Source organism: Neopararhizobium haloflavum (assembly GCF_002750855.1).
Taxonomy (GTDB): Bacteria; Pseudomonadota; Alphaproteobacteria; order Rhizobiales; family Rhizobiaceae; genus Georhizobium; species Georhizobium haloflavum.
Window position 1 is genome coordinate 16,618 of sequence record NZ_NWUC01000007.1, and the last position, 20,460, is coordinate 37,077.

16 protein-coding genes are annotated in these 20,460 nt (G+C 62.5%); 3 read left to right on the forward strand and 13 right to left on the reverse strand.

Features of this window, described 5'->3' with window-relative positions; all coding sequences use genetic code 11:
- Positions 1 to 6: 6 nt before the first annotated feature.
- From CN673_RS15150 to CN673_RS15170, 5 genes are all read right to left on the reverse strand, one after another.
- Complete coding sequence (locus tag CN673_RS15150; RefSeq protein WP_245409932.1) at positions 7 to 3,441, reverse strand: efflux RND transporter permease subunit; 3,435 nt, start codon at positions 3,439 to 3,441, stop codon at positions 7 to 9.
- A 4-nt stretch (positions 3,442 to 3,445) separates the two neighbouring features.
- Positions 3,446 to 4,888, reverse strand: coding sequence for an efflux RND transporter periplasmic adaptor subunit (locus tag CN673_RS15155; protein ID WP_099867237.1), 1,443 nt, complete (start codon positions 4,886 to 4,888; stop codon positions 3,446 to 3,448).
- A 201-nt stretch (positions 4,889 to 5,089) separates the two neighbouring features.
- Positions 5,090 to 6,127: an Hsp33 family molecular chaperone gene (locus tag CN673_RS15160; RefSeq protein WP_099867238.1), complete on the reverse strand. Its 1,038-nt coding sequence runs from the start codon at positions 6,125 to 6,127 to the stop codon at positions 5,090 to 5,092.
- An 84-nt stretch (positions 6,128 to 6,211) separates the two neighbouring features.
- The gene (argF, locus tag CN673_RS15165; RefSeq protein ID WP_099867239.1) at positions 6,212 to 7,135 is read right to left on the reverse strand and encodes an ornithine carbamoyltransferase; all 924 of its coding nucleotides are present in this window, start codon (positions 7,133 to 7,135) and stop codon (positions 6,212 to 6,214) included.
- Between the two features lie 29 nt (positions 7,136 to 7,164).
- The gene (locus tag CN673_RS15170) at positions 7,165 to 8,361 is read right to left on the reverse strand and encodes an aspartate aminotransferase family protein (protein ID WP_099867457.1); all 1,197 of its coding nucleotides are present in this window, start codon (positions 8,359 to 8,361) and stop codon (positions 7,165 to 7,167) included.
- Positions 8,362 to 8,766: 405 nt separating this feature from the next.
- On the opposite strand from CN673_RS15170, the gene CN673_RS15175 reads away from it, so the two are divergent.
- Positions 8,767 to 9,279: a GcrA family cell cycle regulator gene (locus CN673_RS15175; protein ID WP_099867240.1), complete on the forward strand. Its 513-nt coding sequence runs from the start codon at positions 8,767 to 8,769 to the stop codon at positions 9,277 to 9,279.
- A gap of 15 nt (positions 9,280 to 9,294) precedes the next feature.
- Here the strand turns inward: CN673_RS15175 and phoB are convergent, their stop codons facing one another.
- From phoB to CN673_RS15210, 7 genes are all read right to left on the reverse strand, one after another.
- Complete coding sequence (phoB, locus tag CN673_RS15180; RefSeq protein ID WP_099867241.1) at positions 9,295 to 9,978, reverse strand: phosphate regulon transcriptional regulator PhoB; 684 nt, start codon at positions 9,976 to 9,978, stop codon at positions 9,295 to 9,297.
- 8 nt (positions 9,979 to 9,986) lie between these two features.
- Positions 9,987 to 10,700, reverse strand: a complete 714-nt coding sequence (gene phoU, locus CN673_RS15185; RefSeq protein WP_099867242.1) for a phosphate signaling complex protein PhoU — start codon at positions 10,698 to 10,700, stop codon at positions 9,987 to 9,989.
- 29 nt (positions 10,701 to 10,729) lie between these two features.
- Complete coding sequence (gene pstB, locus CN673_RS15190; RefSeq protein ID WP_099867243.1) at positions 10,730 to 11,578, reverse strand: phosphate ABC transporter ATP-binding protein PstB; 849 nt, start codon at positions 11,576 to 11,578, stop codon at positions 10,730 to 10,732.
- 7 nt (positions 11,579 to 11,585) lie between these two features.
- Positions 11,586 to 12,875, reverse strand: coding sequence for a phosphate ABC transporter permease PstA (gene pstA / locus CN673_RS15195; RefSeq protein WP_099867244.1), 1,290 nt, complete (start codon positions 12,873 to 12,875; stop codon positions 11,586 to 11,588).
- Positions 12,868 to 14,247 (reverse strand): phosphate ABC transporter permease subunit PstC, encoded by a 1,380-nt coding sequence (pstC, locus tag CN673_RS15200; protein ID WP_099867245.1) that lies wholly within the window; start codon positions 14,245 to 14,247, stop codon positions 12,868 to 12,870. The genes pstA and pstC overlap by 8 nt, the downstream gene beginning before the upstream one ends.
- A 103-nt stretch (positions 14,248 to 14,350) precedes the next feature.
- Positions 14,351 to 15,388, reverse strand: coding sequence for a substrate-binding domain-containing protein (locus CN673_RS15205; protein ID WP_099867246.1), 1,038 nt, complete (start codon positions 15,386 to 15,388; stop codon positions 14,351 to 14,353).
- Positions 15,389 to 15,520: 132 nt separating this feature from the next.
- Positions 15,521 to 16,888: an ATP-binding protein gene (locus tag CN673_RS15210; RefSeq protein WP_370853062.1), complete on the reverse strand. Its 1,368-nt coding sequence runs from the start codon at positions 16,886 to 16,888 to the stop codon at positions 15,521 to 15,523.
- 148 nt (positions 16,889 to 17,036) lie between these two features.
- On the opposite strand from CN673_RS15210, the gene ppk2 reads away from it, so the two are divergent.
- A complete protein-coding gene (ppk2, locus tag CN673_RS15215; RefSeq protein WP_099867458.1) occupies positions 17,037 to 17,924 on the forward strand; it encodes a polyphosphate kinase 2 in 888 nt (295 codons plus the stop codon).
- Here the strand turns inward: ppk2 and CN673_RS15220 are convergent.
- Positions 17,919 to 19,172, reverse strand: coding sequence for a hypothetical protein (locus tag CN673_RS15220; RefSeq protein WP_099867248.1), 1,254 nt, complete (start codon positions 19,170 to 19,172; stop codon positions 17,919 to 17,921). The two genes, ppk2 and CN673_RS15220, sit on opposite strands and share 6 nt — an antisense overlap.
- Before the next feature lie 305 nt (positions 19,173 to 19,477).
- Between CN673_RS15220 and CN673_RS15225 the strand changes: the two genes are divergently transcribed.
- The gene (locus CN673_RS15225) at positions 19,478 to 20,437 is read left to right on the forward strand and encodes an NAD(P)H-dependent flavin oxidoreductase (RefSeq protein WP_099867249.1); all 960 of its coding nucleotides are present in this window, start codon (positions 19,478 to 19,480) and stop codon (positions 20,435 to 20,437) included.
- The last annotated feature ends 23 nt before the right edge of the window (positions 20,438 to 20,460 follow it).

The window sequence follows — 20,460 nt, forward strand, 5'->3', positions numbered from 1 at the left end:
CCGCCGTCACTGCGCGGCGATCGCCTCGGGCTTGGTGCTTCGGCCGTAAACGGCGACGAAGCTTCTGCGGATATCGTCGCCGATTCCGACCAGGGCGGGCACGAGAAACAGAACGAGCGCGGTCGAGAAAGCAAGACCGAACACGATCGTCACCGCCATGGGGACGAGGAACTGAGCCTGCACGCTCGTCTCGTAGATCAGCGGGCCAAGGCCACCCATCGTCGTCAGCGACGTCAACAGCACAGCCCGGAACCGGTCGCGGCTTGCACCGATCGCCGCTTCGGCGATGGTGTCGCCTGTTTGCTGGCGCTCTTCCATGCGGCTGACGAGAATGATGGAATCGTTGACGAGGATGCCGCCAAGCCCGAGCAGACCGATCATCGACATGATGGTAAGCGGGAACCCCAGCAACCAATGTCCGAAGACGGCTCCGACGAGACCGAACGGAATGATCATCATGACCGCGATCGGCCGCCAGTAGCTGGCGAAGACCCACGCCAGCACGATGTAGATCACGCTGAGCGCGGCGATCGTCGCAATCGTCAGGTCTGAAAAGGCTTCGGCCTGTTCCTCGGCGCGGCCACCGAACGTGTAGGTCACGCCGTGGCGCGCAGCGATCAGGTCGAGTTGCCCGGAAGCCGTGGCTTGATCGATCACGCCGTCCGGTGTCGTGGCCGAAAGGTCGACGTCCCCTGTCACTGAAAGCGTGGATTGCCCGTCACGGCGCCGGATCGAGGAAAAGCCCTGCCGTTCGGAAAGCTCCACGACTTCCGACAAGGGCACGTAGGTCCCCTCCTCGTTCCTCAGCTCGAAATTGCGGATGGCGCCCGACCCTTCGTCGCGCATCGTCTGCGAGATGCGCACCGTCACCTCGTCGTCGCCCCGCGCGAAGCGGAACGGCACGGCACCCTGGAAGGCATTGCGGATCTGGCGGCCCACCTCCTCGACGCTGAAGCCGAGAGCGACGCCGCGCTCCGTCAGTTCCATGACAAGCTCCGGCTTGCCGTAAGGCAGGTCGTCTTCAACGCCGCTGACCCCCGGCAGTGTGTCGAGTAACGCTATCACGTCCTGCGACGCTGCCTTCAAGGCGCCGATCCGATCGCCCTGGAGACGGATCTCGATATCGCGGCCCTGGGGACCGCCACGCATCTGGAAGACGGCGAAACGGCGGATCCCGGCGATGTCGGGCACGGCATCTTCCCACGTCTCGACGATCTCCGGCGTTCGCACCTGCCTGGTCTCCGACGTCGTCAGTTGGACGTCGATACGCGCGGTCGTATTGCCGCTGCGCCCCGAGGCGCCAAGTGTCGTGAAAGTCGCGTCAATGAGATCGCCTTTACTGGCCAGAGACTCCTCGGCCCGGCGCAAAGCGTCCTCGACCCGCGCGATCGCCGCCACGGCCTCGTCCTCGGGCAACCCGGCGTTGAAGACGATGCTGCCGGTAATGCTTTCCGCTTCGGGGGACTCGAAGAAGACGAAATCGACGTGCTGGCCACGCAGCAGACCGACCGCAAAAATCATTCCCATGCCTACCGCGAGGGAAACGGTGACGTACCGCCAGCGATAGGCAAGGCGCACGGCGCGATCGAACGGGCCGTTGCGAAACCGGTCGAATGTCTGGTCGAACACCCGCCGGAACCGGCTCTTGTGACGTTGCCCCCGTCCGGCCGCCTCCCCGCGATGATGGCTGGACTTGCCAAGGCGCAGGAGCGCGTATTCGATGATCGTGGCAATGGCCAGCCCGGCGCCGGCGACCATCAGCGCGCCGGCAAATGGCGGCATTCCGGCGAGCACATGCGCCACCGAAGCGAGCAGCGAACCGCCGTCTCCTTCGATATCGCCGGGCCGGCCGATCACGACAGCCACCAGAAGCGAAACAGTCAGCGCGATGAAGAATTGGCGCCAGTACGACCATCGCGGTCCCCGCGCCCGCCCCAGGGAATGGGCAAGGTGTCCCGGCAGGACGAAGAAGCATTCAACGAGGCTGGCGATCAGGACCGCGATGACGACGAGCGGCAGCGCGCCCATCATCTGGCCGATCGAGCCGCCGAGGATCATGATCGGTGCGAACGCGGCAAGCGTCGTGATCATGGCAGCCAGGATCGGCGTCGTCATCATTCCAACGCCGTTCTCCGCCGCCGTGAGCGGATCGTCGCCCATTTCCAGGCGGGTGTTGGTGTGCTCGCCGACGACGATCGCATCGTCAACGATCACGCCGAGCATCATGATCAGCGCGAAGATCGTGATCATGTTGATCGACTGGCCCGACACATACATCAGTCCGACCGTCGCCAGGATGGCGACAGGGATGCCCATTGCGACCCACAGCGCGACACGGGCGTCGAGAAAGAGGAAAAGCACGAGCAGCACGACGGCCAGGCCACCAATGCCGTTTTCTATCAGAAGCCAGATCCGTTCCTCCAGCGCGTCCGAGGCAACGTCGTAGGTTTCCAGCTCGATGGTGGGCGGCAATTGCTGACGGATCTCAGCGAGGTACTCTTTCAGGATTGCGGCGGTTTCCAGGGTATCGGCTGTCGCCGCACGCTGGATTTCCAGTTCGATCGCCGTCGTGCCGGCCGAAAAACCCCGATCGGCGTCGCTGTCGTAACCGCCGGAAATGGCGGCGATGTCATCGAGCGTAATGCGCTCGCCGCTGGCGAATGTACGAACCCCGAGCGCACCCAATGAATCCGGCGTCTCGCGCTCGGCAAGCAGGCGCACCTGGTGTTCGACGCTGCCCTCGATATTGCCCGACGGCACATCGCGGCTATTGGCGGCGACCGTTTGCGACACTTCGTCGATCGTCATGCCGAGACGTCGCAGCGAGCGCTCCGGGATGTCGACTGCGATCTCAGGTGCCCGCAAGCCGGTGAAATCGATCTTGTCGATTCCCCGATCGACGAGATCGTCACGGATGCGCTTGGCCCAGTCGCGCTTCAAGCTCTCAGATGCCGTTCCGCCCACGGAAATCTTGGCGACACCCTCGAAGAACTGGGCGCGTGTGATGCGTGGCGTCTCCACTTCCGAGGGCAGATTCGAAACACCGCGAACGGCTGTCTCGACCTCCGCCAGAGCGCGCTGCATGTCGGCTCCCTCGGAGAACTCGAGGCGGATCGAGCCGGACCCTTCGCTTGCCGTCGAAGTCATCTCGTCGACGCCGTCGATGTATCGCACCGCAGGCTCCACCACGGCGAGCACATTCGTCTCGACGTCCTCCGCACTGGCGCCCGGCCAGCTCAGCGAAACATTGATGTTGGGTTGCTCCACCGACGGGAAGAACTGCGTGTTGATCTGTCCGAGGCTGAAAATCCCGAAAAGGATCATCAGCATCATCAGCATGTTGGCGGCATTGGGGTGGCGCACGAACGTGCCGAGCAAGCCGCCGCGGCGCACCGCCTCGACACGTTTCGCCATGGATTGACGCAAGGGGAGACGGGCCATCGGATCAGCCTCCGAATGCGCGCATCGACGCCCGTCGGCCTGGTCCTGGCGACCCGCGATCGCCGGCATCGCCGTGCGCCTTGTCCTCGCGCGCTGCCGCCGTGGGTGACGTATCCCCAGCGATGCGCACCGGCAGACCATCATCAGCCTCTGTCAGGCGCGTGGTCAGGACCTGCTCGCCGTCTTCGACCGCGCCGGCCACCAGCACCTGGTCGCCGTCATGGGCCTTCACCTCGACTTCGCGCCGTGAAAGTGCGCCGTCGACGATCACGAAGACATGGTCGCCATCATAAAGGGCACTCTCCGGCAGCCGCAGCGTGTCGGTGTAGAGCCGATCTGGCAACGAGATTCCGAGAAAGGCTCCCGGGCGCAAGGCGACGGCGTCCGCGCCGGGCTGCAGGCTAGCGAAGATCTCGATCCCGCCACGGTCGGAGGCGACGGTCGCGCCGAGACGATCGATCGTGCCACCATAGCGATACGTGCTGCTGCCGACGTTCCATTCGGCCTCGATGGGTCGCCCGATCAAAGGCTCATCCTCGGCGACGATGCGGCCGTACTGCGCATCGGTGAGCGTAAAGCGCGCCTCAAGCGCCTGATCGTCGTAAATGGATGCGAGGATGTCGCCGCTTCCCGCCGTGCGGCCCGCTTCCGCCGAAGCGGCACTGACCACGCCGGAAATCGGGGCGGTGATCCTCGTGCTGGCAAGGTCCCGCTCGGCCTGGCGCACGAGCCATTCCAGACGCTCTATGTTCGCTTCCTGCTGCGCACGCTGGGCTTCCTCGACGACGAGAGCGTTGCGGCTCTGACTGACGGCCTGCTGGCGCTGGGAAACAACAAGGCGCCGCTCGTCGATCGTCTGCTGTGTCGCCGCGCCTCGCTCGCTGAGCGACCGGGCGCGCGTCAGATCGCTCTCCGCGATTTCGAGCTGGAGCTCTGCGGCCTGGAGCTGATCGTTTTCGGCCGCGATCCGTGCCTCGATCTCACGCAGCGCCGCCTCGGCCTGAGCGAGGTTGGCGCGCGCTTCCGTCAGCGCACCCTCATAGGCGAAGGGATCGATAGCGAGAATGAAATCGCCGGCCTCGATCCGCTCACCCACCTTCAGCTGCGGATTGACGTCGACGATCTCACCGGTCACCTGCGGACGCAGGTCGACGGCACGGCCCGCCACGACATCACCGTAGAGCGAGATTTGCGGCCGATGATCTGCGCGCTCGGCGCTGACCGCTTCGACCGCATAGACTGTCGGCTCGAACACGCGCGGCTGCCGTTCGGGCCGAGCCGCGATGACTTCGTTCATTACGGCATAAGAGCCTGCCAGGACGACCAGCATCAACATCGCCTGCAGGCCGATGCGCGCTGCTTTCACGCCGTAGGCACGAGACTCCTGCCGATGGCGGGCGTCTTCCACAGTGACGAGTTCGGAATCCTGTCGGGGAGACATGTTCATGCGCGGGGCACCTCAAAAGGTCATCGTCTGGGATAGACGCAAGGCCCGCTGTTTTTTCGCGTTGTCCTTGCGAACACCGCCATCCGACCGACGTCCCCGGCGCACGGCTGCAACATTCACCTATCGAGATGCCGCATGCCGACCTCGAAGGCAAATTAAAGTTTTGTCATGTCGCGGCCAGGGGCCGATGGATGACGCAGATCAGTGCGACTGTGCGCCGTTGGGCTGCGCAGCAGTGCCAGCCTGCTTTTCTCCGACCTCATCCGGGGAGAACGTATATTCCGTGGAGCAGAACTCGCAGGTGACCGCGATCCGACCATCTTCGACACTTGCATCCACCTCTTCCTCGGTGAAATTGTCGAGAACAGCCTTGATCTTCTCGCGCGAGCACGAGCAGCGGTCGAAAACCGGTGCCGGTTCGAAAACGCGCACGCCGCGTTCGTGGAAGAGCCGGAACAACAGGCGTTCCGGTCCAACCTGCGGGTCCGTCAACTCGTCGGCGTCGACACTGGAGACCATCGTCGACGCTTCGACCCATGCGTCGTCGTCCTCGAATTCCATCTCCTCGAAGTCTTCGGGAACATCGCCGCCCGGCAGATCGCCTTGCCGCATGCGCTCCGGCGCGTCGGGCAGGAACTGCACGATCACACCGCCCGCCCGCCAGTGATGCTGGGTCTCGCCCTGGCTGTCACGCTCGTAGAGTTGGGCAACGGAGAGACGGACCTTCGTCGGAATCTGCTCCGACTGCCGGAAATAGGCGCCGGCAATCTCTTCCAGCGTCGCGCCATCCATTTCCACGATGCCCTGATAGCGCTGCATATAGGCGCCCTGGTCGATCGTGAAGGCGAGCACGCCCTTGCCAAGGAGCTCATGCGGCTCCAGCCGGTTCTTCGCCACCGCTTCTGCCAATGCCTGGTCATCATAACGCGCATAAGCCCTGACCGCGTCGGGCGACGTGAAATCGGCGACAAGCAGGTCCACCGGGCCATCGCCCTGCGTCTGGACGATGAACTTTCCATCGAATTTGAGCGAGGTGCCAAGCAGCACCGTCAGCGTCACGGCTTCGGCCAGAAGCCGCGCCACCGGTTCGGGGTAGTCGTGGCGGGCCATGATGGTATCGAGCATCGGCCCGAGCTGCACGGCACGACCCCTGGCGTCGAGGGTCTCGACATGGAACGGCAGGACATGATCGTCGCCGGCATAGTCGAATTCACCCAGTCTGGGGCTATCGTCATTCATCACAAATGGCTCCGGGAGATTGGGACGCGATCAGGCGCGCCCCGAGACTTCTTGCCCCGTATCTAGGATCGCATCCCTTGGTAATCAAACGCCCATGCACCAGGCGAGAATGGCCTTTTGCGCATGCAGCCGGTTTTCGGCCTCGTCGAAAACGACCGATTGGGCACCGTCGATGACGCCGTCCGTCACCTCTTCGCCGCGATGGGCCGGCAAACAGTGCATGAAGAGCGCATCGGGGTTGGCCTTGGCCATCAACGCCTCGTTCACCTGGAAGGGTTGAAAGACATTGTGCCCGCGCGCCCGATGCTCCTGCCCCATGGAATACCAGGTGTCCGTCACGACGCAGTCCGCACCGGACACGGCTTCTTCCGGGTCGTTCGTCACGAGCACCGTTCCACCATTGGCCCTGGCCCACTCGATGTATTTGCCGGCCGGCTCAGATCCTTCCGGAACGGCGATATTCATCCGGTATCCGAACCGCGCCGACCCTTCCACAAGCGAGTGGAGCACGTTGTTGCCATCGCCGGACCAGGCGATCGTCTTGCCCGCAATCGGCCCGCGATGCTCTTCGAACGTCATGATGTCCGCCATGATCTGACATGGATGCGTGTCGTCGGTAAGCGCATTGATCACGGGAACGGTCGCATGGTCGGCAAGTTCGATGAGCCGGCTGTGCTCCGTGGTACGGATCATGATGATGTCGACATAGCGTGAGAGGACCTTGGCCGTGTCGGCGATCGTCTCGGCGCGCCCGAGCTGCATTTCCGTGCCGGACAGAAACAGCGTCTCGCCGCCGAGTTGGCGCATGCCGACATCGAACGAAACGCGCGTGCGCGTCGACGGCTTCTCGAAGATCATGGCGAGCATCTTCCCGGCAAGCGGCTTGTCGGCCGTGCCCTCGCGCAGCGCGCTCTTGGTTCGATGCGCCCCGTCCATGATCGTTCGCAGCGTATCCGCCGGCATCGTGGAGAGATCGATGAAATGGCGTGGCTTGCCGTTGACGCTCATTGAACTTTTCCTCAAACCCTGCAGCCGCCTCAGGCGGATATCGCTTTCTTCGACGAGGAGAGCCGCGCCGCGGCCGCCTCGATACGCGCCAGCCCCTCGCGCGCTTCTTCGACGCTCGTTGTCAGCGGCGGCAAAAGCCGCACCACATTGTCGCCCGCCGGAACACTCAGCATGTGTTCCGCGCGCATTGCGCCGACAAGCTCGGTGTTGGGCATGACCGTTCGGATACCGATCATCAGTCCCCGGCCCCTTATCTCATCGATAACATCCGGATAACGGTCCTGGATTGCGGCCAGGCCCTGCTTCATCACCAGCGCCACGTCCCTCACATGATCGAGAAAACCATCCTCGAGGATGACATCGAGCACCGCGTTGCCGACAGCCATGGCCAGCGGATTGCCCCCATAGGTAGAGCCATGCGTGCCGGCGACCATGCCGGACGCGGCCTCTTCGGTCGCGAGGCAGACGCCAAGCGGAAAACCACCGCCGATCCCCTTGGCGACAGCCATGATGTCGGGTGTGATGCCCGCCCACTCATGGGCGAAGAGCTTGCCGGTGCGCCCGACGCCCGACTGCACTTCATCCAGGACAAGCAATATGCCCGCATCGTCGCAGAGCTGTCGGATGGCACGCAGACGCTCGTCTGGAATCGGCCGGATGCCGCCCTCGCCCTGGAGCGGTTCGATCAGGAGCGCCGCCGTCTCTTCGGTGATCGCCGCTTTCAGCGCCGCATCGTCGTCGTACGGCACCTGATCGAATCCCTCGACCTTCGGTCCGAAGCCTTCCAGATATTTCGCCTGGCCGCCGGCAGCGATGGTTGCAAGCGTGCGGCCGTGAAACGCCCCTTCGAATGTGATGATGCGAAACCGTCCCGTATCGCCGCGGCTGTGGTGATAGCGCCGCGCCGTCTTGATGGCGCATTCCAACGCTTCGGCGCCCGAATTGGTAAAGAACGCACGATCGGCGAAGGTTGCCTCGGTCAGCCGCCTGGCCAGTTCCTCCTGGCCGGGGATGTCGTAGAGGTTTGAGAGATGCCAGAGCTTGTCGGCCTGCGTCTTCAGGGCCTCAACGAGATGCGGGTGAGCATGCCCGAGCGAATTGACAGCGATACCGGCAGCGAAATCGAGATAGCGCGTGCCATCTTCCGTGGTCAGCCAGACCCCTTCGCCGCGTTCGAAGCGGATCGGTGCGCGAACGTAGGTTTCATAAAGCGACACCGAACTCATGACAGCGATACTCCCCTTGAACGGCCGGCCTCCCGACAGACGACCTTTGGCGATCGAGGGCCCGCGCGGCATTCGTGATGGCCGAAAAATGAAAAGCCGCCCACGGGGCGGCTCGCGCGCACTATTCCTCGATTATCGCTTGACTGTCAAGAAATCGACGCGGACGAAGGCACGCGTCCGACCAGCGGCGAAACCGGCAAGTTGGGGAAAACTCCAAAAAGCGATTCGGCTGATTCCAGGGACTCTTGTCACGGAGTCAGCCGCCCATTAAGTTGAATAACAGCACTAGACTGCATGCGGCGGACCTAGTCACCCAATAGTATTGATGCGCTGCGGCGCGGGGATTACTCCGCGTCAGCGCGAACGGATTCTGCTGCGCCTGTCGTCAATCTTGGAGTTTCGGACATGAATTGGACAGACGAACGCGTGGAAAAGCTTACGAAACTCTGGGCGGACGGCCTGAGTGCGAGCCAGATCGCGGCACAACTTGGTGGTGTCACGCGCAATGCTGTGATCGGCAAGGTGCACCGTCTCAACCTGCCCGGCCGGGCAAAGTCCGGCGGCACGGCGGCCCCCCGCGCCAAACGGCCGGCACCCGCTGCGCGGCCAGCCTCAAACTTCAACGCACGGCCTGCGGCCCCGCGTCCTTCTCGCGGCGGTGCAGCGCCCGCACTGCGCGAGGACGTTGCCTACGAGCCTGTTCAGCATGCAAACCTGAACAGCGACGTGGTCGTGCCCATTTCCCGCAAGCTGGCGTTGACGGAATTGACGGAGCGCACCTGCAAATGGCCGGTGGGCGATCCGATGCAGGAAGATTTCCACTTCTGCGGCAACGACTCCGGCGAGCACACACCGTATTGCCAGTACCACGCCCGGCTGGCCTTCCAGCCTTCGGCGGAACGGCGCCGGGCGCGCTGATGCGCCCGAAGCGGTTCAGGTTTCCAAAGCGTAGCCGGCACCGCGCACCGTACGGATGACATCGCGCATGTTGGCGACGTTGAGCGCCTTCCGCAGACGTCCGACATGCACGTCGACCGTCCGCTCGTCGACATAGATATCGTGGCCCCAGACGCCGTCGAGCAATTGCGAGCGCGAATAGACCCGGCCCGGCGAGGTCATCAGGAATTCCAGCAGCTTGAACTCGGTTGGTCCCAGCCGGATCTCGCGGCCCTTGCGGTGAACGCGGTGCGTCTCGCGATCAAGTGATATGTCGCCGTTTTGCAGCAGGGAGGAAATCACCTCGGGCTTGGCCCGGCGCAACATCGCGCGCACCCGCGCCATGAGCTCCGGTGTCGAGAACGGCTTCACGACATAATCGTCGGCGCCCGTCGCGAGGCCTCGCACACGCTCGCTCTCTTCCGAGCGCGCTGTCAACATGATGATCGGTAGCCGCTCGGTCTCCGGCCGTGTGCGCAATCGGCGGCAGAGCTCGATGCCCGAAACGCCGGGCAGCATCCAGTCGAGGATCAGGAGATCCGGCACGCGCTCGCGCAGATGAACCTCCGCCTCGTCGCCGCGCAGCAGGGCATCCACTGCGTAACCTTCGGCTTCGAGATTGTATTTGAGGAGGATGCTCAGCGCTTCCTCGTCCTCGACAACGGCAATGCGGGGAACCATCGCCATGGCTATTTCCCGGCAGCCGTGACCGACGGGGTCTCGTCGACCTTGGGTCGTTCGCCGAGAAGCTGCGCGCCGGTCGCCATATAGTAGACCGTCTCCGCAATGTTCGTCGCGTGATCCCCGATCCGTTCGATGTTCTTGGCGCAGAACAGGAGGTGGGTGCAGGCCGAGATGTTGCGCGGGTCTTCCATCATGTAGGTCAGGAGTTCGCGGAAGAGCGAGGTGTACATCGCATCGATCTCTTCGTCGCGCTGACGCACCGAGCTCGCCATGGCGGTGGAGCGCGTCGAATAGGCGTCAAGCACCTCCTTGAGCTGCGTCAACGCCAGTTCGGCCAGGTGCTCAAGCCCGCGAACGAGCTTCTTGGGCTGACCCGACCCCTCCACAGCGACGACGCGCTTGGCGATATTCTTGGCCAGATCGCCGACGCGTTCGAGATCGGCCGCTATGCGGATGGATCCCATGATCTCGCGCAGATCGTGTGCCATCGGCTGGCGCTTGGCGATGACGAGGATCGATCGCTCGTTGATGTCGCGCTCGGCTTCGTCCAGCACGATATCCTCCGAGATCACGCGCTGCGCCATCCCGGCATCGGAATTGACGAGCGCAGCGATCGCGTCGCCGCCCATCCGCTCCGCGATGCCGCCCATCTCCGAGACGCGGCGGATCAGATATTTCAGTTCGTCGTCGAAGGAAGAGACGATATGGGGGTCGGACATGTCGAATACCTCGATGCGTCGAAAACCGGTCAGCCGAAGCGGCCGGTGATGTAATCCTGGGTGCGCTTGTCTTCGGGATTGGTGAAGATCCGATCCGTCGGCCCTTCCTCGACCAGATGTCCGAGATGGAAGAACGCCGTCTTCTGTGAAACGCGCGCTGCCTGCTGCATGGAGTGCGTCACGATCACGATGGTGAAATTCTGGCGCAATTCGTCGATCAACTCTTCCACCCGCGCGGTGGCGATCGGATCGAGGGCCGAGCAGGGTTCGTCCATGAGGATGACTTCGGGGTCGACCGCTATGGCGCGCGCGATGCAAAGGCGCTGCTGCTGGCCGCCCGATAGGCCCGTTCCTGGTTGCGCGAGACGGTCTTTCACTTCGTCCCACAGTCCGGCACGGCGCAGACTCTGCTCGACCACGCTGTCCAGTTCGCTCTTGTTGCGCGTACGGCCGTGAATCTTGGGGCCGTATGCAACATTCTCATAGATCGATTTCGGGAATGGATTGGGCTTTTGAAAGACCATGCCGATATGCGAACGCAGGATCACCGGGTCGACACCCTTGGCGTAAATGTCGTTGTCGTCGATCAAGATCCGGCCCTCGATGCGGCAGCTCTCGATAACGTCGTTCATCCGGTTGATGCAGCGCAAGAATGTCGACTTGCCGCAGCCGGATGGCCCAATGAAAGCCGTGACCTGACGCTCGTCGATGTCGACGGAAACGTTCTTGATCGCCTGGTTCTCGCCATAGAAGACATTGACGGATTCGGCCTTGATCTTGGCGACACCGCGGGTGTTCGCAGACTTCGCACCCTCCTGCTTCGCATGAGCGGTACCATTGCCTGAATTGGCGAGTGCATCGGTATGAAAATTGGCCATGGTCGGTTCACCACCGTGTTTCGAGGCGTTTGCGAAGGTATATCGCAATGCCGTTCATTATGATCATAAAGCCGAGCAGAACCATGATGGCTGCGGACGTGCGCGCGGTGAAACCCCGCTCCGGACTGTCCGCCCATATATAGATTTGCGTCGGCAGGGCGGTCGAAGGTGACATCATGCTGTCGGGCGCGGCAGTGATAAACGCGTTCATCCCGATCAGGAGGAGTGGAGCAGTCTCCCCAAGCGCCTGCGCCATGCCGATGATCGTGCCTGTCATGATCCCTGGCAAGGCAAGCGGCAGCACGTGGTGAAGAACGGTTTGAAGCTTGGATGCGCCGACCCCAAGCGCTGCCTCACGCACCGAGGGCGGAACCGCCTTCAATGCAGCGCGCGTTGAGATAATGATGGTCGGCAGCGTCATCAGAGCCAGCACCATCCCACCTACCAAAGGGATCGAACGCGGGAACCCAAGAAAACCGATGAAGACGGCAAGGCCGAGCAGGCCGAACACGATTGAGGGCACCGCAGCCAGATTGTTGATGTTGACTTCGATGAGGTCCGTCCAACGGTTCTTGGGAGCAAACTCTTCCAGATAGATCGCAGCTGCAATCCCGATCGGAAAGGACAGGACGAAGCAGACCAGCAGGGCGAAGAAGGAGCCTATGAGTGCGCCCTTCAGACCGGCAAGTTCGGGAAAGCGGCTGTCGGCTTCCGTAAAGAGGGCCGTGTTGAAAGGCGTGGAAACGCGCCCGTCCTGCTTGAGCTCGTAGAAGATCTCGATCTGTCGGTCGTTCACGATCCGGTACTCTTCAGGCGTCGCGCGCGATACGAACCCCTTTTCCACTTGGTCGAGATCGTCAGCCGCCGGCACTTCCATCTGGATTGTCTGGCCGATCAGCGATGGATCGTCGATGACAAGGTTGCGCAATTGCAGCTCGGCGCCGCGCGACAACATGGACAGCAAGTCGCCTTCATTCTCCTCCGTCACGTTGTCGAATGACGATAGCCATGCCCGCTGCATGATATCGCGATAGTTCGCATCGCCGGGGCTCTGCGCGTCGATTTCCTCGGGTGACAGGGTCACCTCGACTGACAAATGTGTTTGAACGAAAGCAGAATAGCCGGTCGAGACCATCGTCCACAAAAGCGTACCGAGCATCAAGATCGCGAGGGCGATGGCGCCAATACCGAAACCTTGCAGTCGCCGGCTCCTGGCGTGACGCCGCTTGAGGCCGATATTGCTACGATTTGCCTCGTCGGCCCAGCCTGACGCCGGTGGTCGGGTCGTGTCAGTCATAGCGTTCTCTGTATTTCTTGACGATGTTCAGTGCGAAGACGTTCAGACCAAGCGTAGAGATGAAAAGCACTAGCCCCAGTCCGAAAGCGGCCAGCGTCTTGGGGTTGTCGAAGGATGAATCACCGATAAGCAGGGTCACGATCTGCACCGTGACAGTGGTTACCCCTTCGAATGGATTCAGTGTCAAACGAGCGATCAGGCCGGCGGCCATGACGACGATCATCGTTTCACCGATTGCCCGGCTCACTGCCAGCAGCACGCCACCGACGATTCCGGGAAGCGCTGCAGGCAAGAGGACACGCGAAACCGTCTCTGCCCGGGTCGCCCCCATGGCAAGCGAAGCATCGCGCAGCGAGCGCGGCACGGCGGTAATCGCATCGTCGGAAAGCGAGGAGATAAAGGGAATAATCATGATGCCCATGACCCCGCCTGCAGCCAGCGCCGAATTGGCGGCCACGTCGAGACCAACCATCTCTCCATAACGTCGCAACGCAGGGGCAACCGTGAGCACGGCAAAGAAGCCGTAGACGATCGTCGGAATACCGGCGAGGATTTCAAGAACCGGCTTTACGATGGTTCGCACACGCGGCGAGGCAAATTCGGCAAGATAGATCGCCGAGAACAGTCCGATAGGCAGGGCCACCATCATCGAGATCAACGCGATGAAGATCGTTCCCCAGAAAACGGGGACGGCGCCAAAGGCTCCAGCGCCCGCGATCTGATCTTCCCGGATGGGAATCTGCGGTTCCCAGTTCAGCCCAAAAAGGAACTCGTTGACCGGCACCAGAGTGAAGAATGCCCAACTTTCGAAGACCAACGCACCGATGATACCGACAGTCGTGAGGATCGCTATGCACGAGGCAAGGACCAACAGGCCACTGACGATTGCTTCGACCTTGTTTCTCGCCCGAAATTCAGGAGCAATACGACTGAAGCCCCAACCAGCGCATAGGGCGCCCAGTGCAAGGCAACTGACATACATCAGCGTGCGCGACCATCCCTGAGCCTCGACATAGTAGGCCGCCGCATCCCGCATATATGGCTCAGGCTCGCCGAACGTTCGGCCCGAGATGACTTGAAAGACTTCTCGAATGAGAGCCCCTGCCTGACGGCGGTCAATCCCCTCCGTGACGTCGGACGGCAGCGATGCAATGGTCAACGAGCGGATGATACCTTCATCGATCGCAACCCAGGCCAGCATCAGGCAGACGGCGGGCAGCGCGAACAGGAATGCCACGAAAGCGCCCGAATATTGCGGCCTCGAATGAAGAACGCTTCCGGCTTGAAGTGCCGACCGGGATCGCGCAACACCCATTGCATAGCCTAGCAACGCGATGACAAGAATCAGACCGGTGAGGGTCAGGACGGTCATGGCTGGGAAACTCCCGAAAGCATTCTGGACGATCAGGTCGGTCTAAAAAATCTGGCCTGGCGACACATCGTCACCAGGCCAGGTCCAATCAAGTGTTGAGCGTTTAGTCCGCGTAGCGGGTGAACTCGCCGCCCTCGGTAGCAGCCGTTCGCACTTCCTCGCGGCGTGCTTCATCGGCCGGCACCAGGCCACGTTCTACGAGATATCCATTCTCGCCCATCGATTCTTCCGACACATACTCTTCAACGAATTCCTGAAGACCAGGAATGGCGTTGCGGTGAGCGTTTTTGACGTAGAAGAAGAGCGGACGAGCAACGCCGTAGGATCCGTCTCCGATCGTCTCGGCGGATGGCTCCACGCCTTCAATGGACACCGGCTGAAGCGTGTCCATGTTCTCATAAAGAAAGGAATAGCCGAAGATGCCAACAGCTTCTGGGTTCTGCTGAAGACGCTGGACGATCAGGTTGTCATTTTCACCCGCTTCGACGAACGGACCGTCCTGGCGCATGCGCGAGCAGGTCTCTTCCATTTCCTCTTCGCCCAAGGCAGCGATTGCCTCGAACTCGCTGCAGCCTTCCATCATGACCAGCTCAACGAAAGCGTCGCGCGTGCCGGAGGTCGGCGGAGGGCCGAAGGCTTCGATCTCAGCATCAGGCAGCGTATCGTCGATTTCCGACCAGTTTGTGTAGGGGTTGTCGACGATCTCGCCGTCGACTTCGACCTGCGCTGCGAGAGCCTGGAACAGCTGCGCCTTGGTGACGTCGAAGGTCTCACCATCGCGGCTAACGGCAATGGACAAACCGTCCGAACCGATCTGGACTTCCGTGATGTCTTCGACACCGTTCTCCACGCAAAGCTCATATTCACCCTCGGTCATCGCGCGCGACGCACCGGTAATGTCGGGGAATTCTTCACCGACGCCTTCGCAGAAAATCTGCATACCACCGCCAGTACCAGTCGATTCCAGCACGGGCGCAGCAAAATCGGTCGTGTTGGAGAACTGCTCGACGACGGCCTGCGTATAGGGAAATACTGTCGAAGATCCGACGATCTGGATCTGTTCACGCGTCTGCGCGGCGGCGTAGCCGACGAAGGCAGTCGACGCGACGAGTGCGGCAACCGAAAGTTTAAGAGCGTTCATGGAAGTCTCCCTGGTGGGCTTGATTGGGGCGCCTGGTGGCAACCGCTTGGTGCCGACCTTTGTGCGGCGAGGCCCTTCTAGCACTCCCGACGCTTAGGTTTTATGACAGTTCGGTTACGGTTGTATGACAGCTCAAATATCTGTTTTTAAAATGTTTTCTTCAGATTTCCCGGAATCGGGATATCGAGCCACACGGGCCAATCTGACAATGAAGGATGCGCCCTGCCCCTTCTGAGACCGGACAATCAGCCGGCTGCGGTGACGTGTCAGGATGTGCTTGACGATGGCAAGGCCGAGCCCGGTCCCCTTCTTGGAACGGCTGGACTCGATATCGACGCGATAGAACCGCTCCGTCAGCCGCGGAACATGCTCCGCAGCGATACCCGGCCCATAATCGCGCACGGTCACTTCGACCATGTCCTCGCCGGTTTCCGTCTCGTTCCCTGCCATCGCACGCAGCGACAGATCGACCCGCCCGCCCGACTGGCCGTACTTGCAGGCATTTTCAACAAGGTTCTGGAAGACCTGGATCAGTTCGTCCTCGTCGCCGCGCACATGGAGCCTGGTTTCCGGCGGCGTGAACGCAAGCGCGACACCGAGTTCGTCTGCCAGCGGGCGAAGCGCTCCGCACACATGTTCCAGCACGCGCGCGATATCGACCGCTGCGGTCGGGGCGACATGGGCCTTGAGTTCGAGGCGCGACAGCGACATCAAATCGTCGACGAGCCGCGTCATGCGCGTGGCCTGGTCGTACATGATATCGAGGAACTGCGCCTGCGCCTTCGCGTCGGACCGCGCCGGTCCGCGGATCGTTTCGATGAAGCCGGTGAGCGACGCCAGCGGAGTGCGCAGTTCGTGGCTCGCGTTAGCAACGAAATCCGTGCGCATGCGGTCCATGCGCCGCGCCTCGCTCATGTCCCTGAACGTCAAGAGATAAAGGCGCGCGGTCGGCTCTTGCGAGGGCGTTCCCGAAAGCGGCGCGCAGCGGGCGGTCAGCCATCGCTCGGCCGGCACGCGCTCGTTGTGTTCGACCGTTGCCGGATCCCCGTCCCGGATAACCTTCTCGACGATGGCAAGGATGGCGGGCGAGCGAATGCGCCGTGAAAGATGGGCGTCCGGTTCCACGACACCGAACATGGCGATCGCCGCGTCGTTCTGGAATTTCACGGTTCCGTCGGCCCGCAGGATGTATGCGGCCTCGTCCATTGCGTTCAGCGGCAACTCGATGGCCCGATGCCACGACAGCTCAGACTGCCGTTGCCGCCGCTGCGCAAGCCGCATGGTTCGCGACCGGCGAGGCAGCGCCGCCCCGATCGCAACGGCGGCCATGACGGCAAACCCTGCAAGCGGGGCCAACCGTCCCGCAATGACCAGCAAGGCAAGCACGACAAAAGCAAGCGCGAGGATGTGGCGCGCATCGCTGAGCCGCGCTGACAGAAGGCGCAACGCGCCATTTTCGTCCGTCGCGCCGACCCGTTCGTCTGATGGCAAATCGGAGATCGTCAAACCTCTCTTTCGTCCTTTGCGCCCATTAGGCATTCGTGCTTGCCGAACGCAAGATGCCTTGCAATCCGGCTGATGCTGTGGGCGGAATCAGCGCCGACAACATGACCGGAAGCGGACAATGAGCCCCTCAAGCAAGAAGAATATGACACAACCGGAAACGATGGACGCCGTCGAACTTCTGCTTGAAGGCACGGTCCGCCGCTTCGACATCGATGTCTCCAGTCTGCCTGACTGGGTCGACGATCGCCACCTTGCCGCCGGCGGCTATCCCTATGACGAAAAACTGGACAAGTCGCGATACGCGGCGGACCTGGAACGGCTGCAGATCGAACTGGTCAAGGTGCAGGCGTGGCTGGCACATTCAGGGCACCGCGTCATCGCCCTGTTCGAGGGACGCGACGCGGCCGGCAAGGGCGGCGCGATCAGCGCCGTCCGCGAATACATGAATCCCCGCAGCGCCCGCATCGTCGCCTTGCCAAAGCCGACCGAACGCGAACAGGGCCAGTGGTACTATCAGCGCTATGTCGACCACTTTCCGACCTCGGGCGAGTTCGTTCTGTTCGATCGATCATGGTACAATCGCGCGGGCGTCGAGCCGGTGATGGGGTTTTGCACACCTGAACAGCACGTCCATTTTCTGGACGAGACACCGCATTTCGAGCGGATGCTCGTCGCCAACGGCATTTACCTGTTCAAGTTCTGGCTGAATATCGGGCGCGAGACGCAGATCAAGCGCTTCCACGACCGTCGCCACACCCCGCTCAAGGCGTGGAAACTGTCGCCGATGGACATTGCGAGCCTGACGCGATGGGACGACTACACGCGTATGCGCGATCTGATGTTCGAGCATACCGATACGACCCATGCGCCGTGGACGGTCGTGCGCGCCAACGACAAGCGGCGAGCGCGGCTCAACCTCATTCGCCACATGCTGACGCGACTGCCCTATGATGGCAGGGATGTGGCCGCCATCGGCGCGTTGGACGAGAAGGTCATCGGGCCGCCCTCGATCCTCGAACCGAAGTCATGAGGCCGGCTGGGCGCGCACGCTGAAAAGGTCGATGCGCTTGCCTTCGCCGGCCACGTCGCTGTTGACGATCAGCGCCGGCTCGGGCGACACGCCGGCCGCAAGATCGACGTCGATAACGAGGTCGCTCGGCGTTTGGTTGACGTCGAAACGGCGGCGCCCGCAATCCTCACCGGTTCCGAGGCTGCAACGGACATAGATCTGGGTGGCCTCGTCGCCTGCCGCGCGCACGGTCAGCGCGACCAACGCCGCCCCTCCCGCCAGCTGGCCCAGAACCTCGGGATCGAGCGGAATGCGCACTTCGCCGGGCGCTCCGGCATCGATCGACGCGATGCGCAGGGCCGGCGCTTCCCCCTCCTCGACCGTCTCGACGGTCGCCGCGCCGCCCGCGACGGCACTTTCGAAAGCATCCGCATCGAAAACCGTTTGCCAGGTCCCGGAAAACTGGCCCGCGCCGACGCGCTGTGCCGGCGCATCCACGGCCGCATCGCCGCCATCCTCACTCAGCATGCCGACGCCGGAATCGGCCAGGCGGCGCCCGACCTGTTCCACGCCGCCATTGGCGGAAATCCACCAAAGGCCGAGCGCGATGAAGACGAAAAGAAATGCCAGCTGAGCGATCAGCGAGAGAACGCTGGATCCGCGCCGCCGCTTCCGCGTCTTCGCCGTGGCCGGCTCCTTCACGGGTTTGGCGCGGCCCGAGCGCGAAAAGAACCGGCGGCGCGGTCTGGGCTCACCGTGAGACGGCCCTGTGGATCTGGCCCGCCCCACCACCTCCGGTCCGAGCCGGTCATCAACCCCGCCATGCGCGACCTCGCCGCCGGCACGGGACACTGCGTCAACCGCGAGTGCTTCGGCTGTCGCCGGCGACTGCCGCGAAACGGGATCGAGCGCGACCGGCGGCGCCTCGCGCTCCGGCGCGACGTCTTCGCTGAACACAGGATCGGCGGCTCCGGGCGCATCGCTCCGCTCAGCCCGGACCTCTGTCAATGCCGGTTCATCCGTGGATATTGTCGTATCCGGGCCAACCTGAGCCGGCGCAGGCTTGTCTGCGTAGCTGCTCTCGATCGCAGTGATCACGCCTTCGACGCGCTGGCGCTGCGCGGCCAGCGTCTGTGCATCCGCGCTCTGCTTCTGCAATGATTTTTCCAGTGCAGCGCGCGCCGACTCATAGATTCGGGCGCGGGCCGTTGCATCCGGGTTGCCGGCCCGGGCGAGCGCGTTCCTGATGGCTGTTTCCAAACCGTCCAACGGTCGTGCCTTTCGAACCGGCGGGACGAGAGGCTTGACGATCCGATGGTTGCGGGATCGTCATTCCCGTTCGTCCTGGCTGCCGCCGCGTCAATGCCTGACGCCGCGCTTGGTTAAAATGTCGTTGCCGTTCGGTACCTTGTGCCAAGCTGCCGCGCAAGCCGTTCGATGCGGGCCAGCACATACCGGTCGCAAGGCATCCGCGGCGACGGCCTCGAAACACGACCAAGGCTTCTCTCCTCCGTTCGAATTTGCTAAGCATTTTGACGTTTTCGTAAACGTCAATTCTCTGGAGGAAAGTGCGCATGGCTCTGCCGGATATTCTCAAGCTCGGATTGCGCCTGCCGGCCGTCGCCGCGCCATTGTTCATCGTCTCGCATCCGCCGCTGGTCAAGGCCCAGTGCAAGGCTGGCGTCATCGGCTCCTTTCCTGCGCTCAATGCGCGGCCGGAAGCACAGCTCGACGAATGGCTGGCCGAGATCACCGAGGAACTGGCGGATTACGACGCAAAGCACCCAGGCAGGCCCTCGGCCCCCTTTGCGGTGAACCAGATCGTCCACCGCTCCAATCAGCGCCTCGAACACGACCTTCAAATGTGCGTGAAATACAAGGTGCCGGTGGTGATCTCTTCTCTCGGCGCCGTTCCGGAGGTCAATGATGCGATCCATTCCTATGGCGGCATCGTTCTCCACGATATCATTAACAACAGGCACGCCCATTCGGCCATCAACAAGGGCGCCGATGGGCTCATCGCGGTCGCTGCCGGGGCCGGCGGCCACGCCGGGCCGCTATCGCCCTTCGCGCTGATCCAGGAAATCCGTGAGTGGTTCGACGGTCCGCTGCTTCTTTCCGGTGCCATTGCGACGGGCGGTGCGATCCTCGCCGCCGAAGCCATGGGCGCCGACATGGCCTATATCGGCTCGCCCTTCATCGCGACGCCAGAAGCCCGCGCGATCAACGAGTACAAGCAGATGATCGTCGAGGGCACCGCCAAGGATATCGTCTACTCGAACTATTTCACCGGCATACCGGGCAACTACCTCAAACCCTCCATCGCCCGCGCCGGGATGGACCCGGACGCGCTGCCGCAAGCCGATCCGTCGAAAATGAACTTCAACGGCTCCGATTCCAGGGCCAAGGCATGGAAGGACATCTGGGGCTCCGGCCAGGGCATCGGCGCAGTCAAGGACGTCGCGCCCGTTGCCGACCTCGTCGACAGGCTGGAGCGTGAATACCGCGCGGCGCGCGATCGCCTTTGCATGTGAGGCTGCGCGAACCGGGACGGCAA

Excerpts from the sequence above, each read along its gene's own strand:
- pstC (WP_099867245.1), bottom strand. The coding sequence starts at position 14,247 with ATGACCGTCCTGACCCTCACCGGTCTGATTCTTGTCATCGCGTTGCTA.
- CN673_RS15150 (WP_245409932.1), bottom strand. The coding sequence starts at position 3,441 with ATGGCCCGTCTCCCCTTGCGTCAATCCATGGCGAAACGTGTCGAGGCG.
- pstB (WP_099867243.1), bottom strand. The coding sequence starts at position 11,578 with ATGGCCAATTTTCATACCGATGCACTCGCCAATTCAGGCAATGGTACC.
- CN673_RS15170 (WP_099867457.1), bottom strand. The coding sequence starts at position 8,361 with ATGAGTTCGGTGTCGCTTTATGAAACCTACGTTCGCGCACCGATCCGC.
- phoB (WP_099867241.1), bottom strand. The coding sequence starts at position 9,978 with ATGGTTCCCCGCATTGCCGTTGTCGAGGACGAGGAAGCGCTGAGCATC.
- CN673_RS15160 (WP_099867238.1), bottom strand. The coding sequence starts at position 6,127 with ATGAATGACGATAGCCCCAGACTGGGTGAATTCGACTATGCCGGCGAC.
- phoU (WP_099867242.1), bottom strand. The coding sequence starts at position 10,700 with ATGTCCGACCCCCATATCGTCTCTTCCTTCGACGACGAACTGAAATAT.
- ppk2 (WP_099867458.1), top strand. The coding sequence starts at position 17,037 with ATGACACAACCGGAAACGATGGACGCCGTCGAACTTCTGCTTGAAGGC.
- pstA (WP_099867244.1), bottom strand. The coding sequence starts at position 12,875 with ATGACTGACACGACCCGACCACCGGCGTCAGGCTGGGCCGACGAGGCA.
- CN673_RS15225 (WP_099867249.1), top strand. The coding sequence starts at position 19,478 with ATGGCTCTGCCGGATATTCTCAAGCTCGGATTGCGCCTGCCGGCCGTC.
- CN673_RS15155 (WP_099867237.1), bottom strand. The coding sequence starts at position 4,888 with ATGAACATGTCTCCCCGACAGGATTCCGAACTCGTCACTGTGGAAGAC.
- CN673_RS15205 (WP_099867246.1), bottom strand. The coding sequence starts at position 15,388 with ATGAACGCTCTTAAACTTTCGGTTGCCGCACTCGTCGCGTCGACTGCC.
- argF (WP_099867239.1), bottom strand. The coding sequence starts at position 7,135 with ATGAGCGTCAACGGCAAGCCACGCCATTTCATCGATCTCTCCACGATG.
- CN673_RS15175 (WP_099867240.1), top strand. The coding sequence starts at position 8,767 with ATGAATTGGACAGACGAACGCGTGGAAAAGCTTACGAAACTCTGGGCG.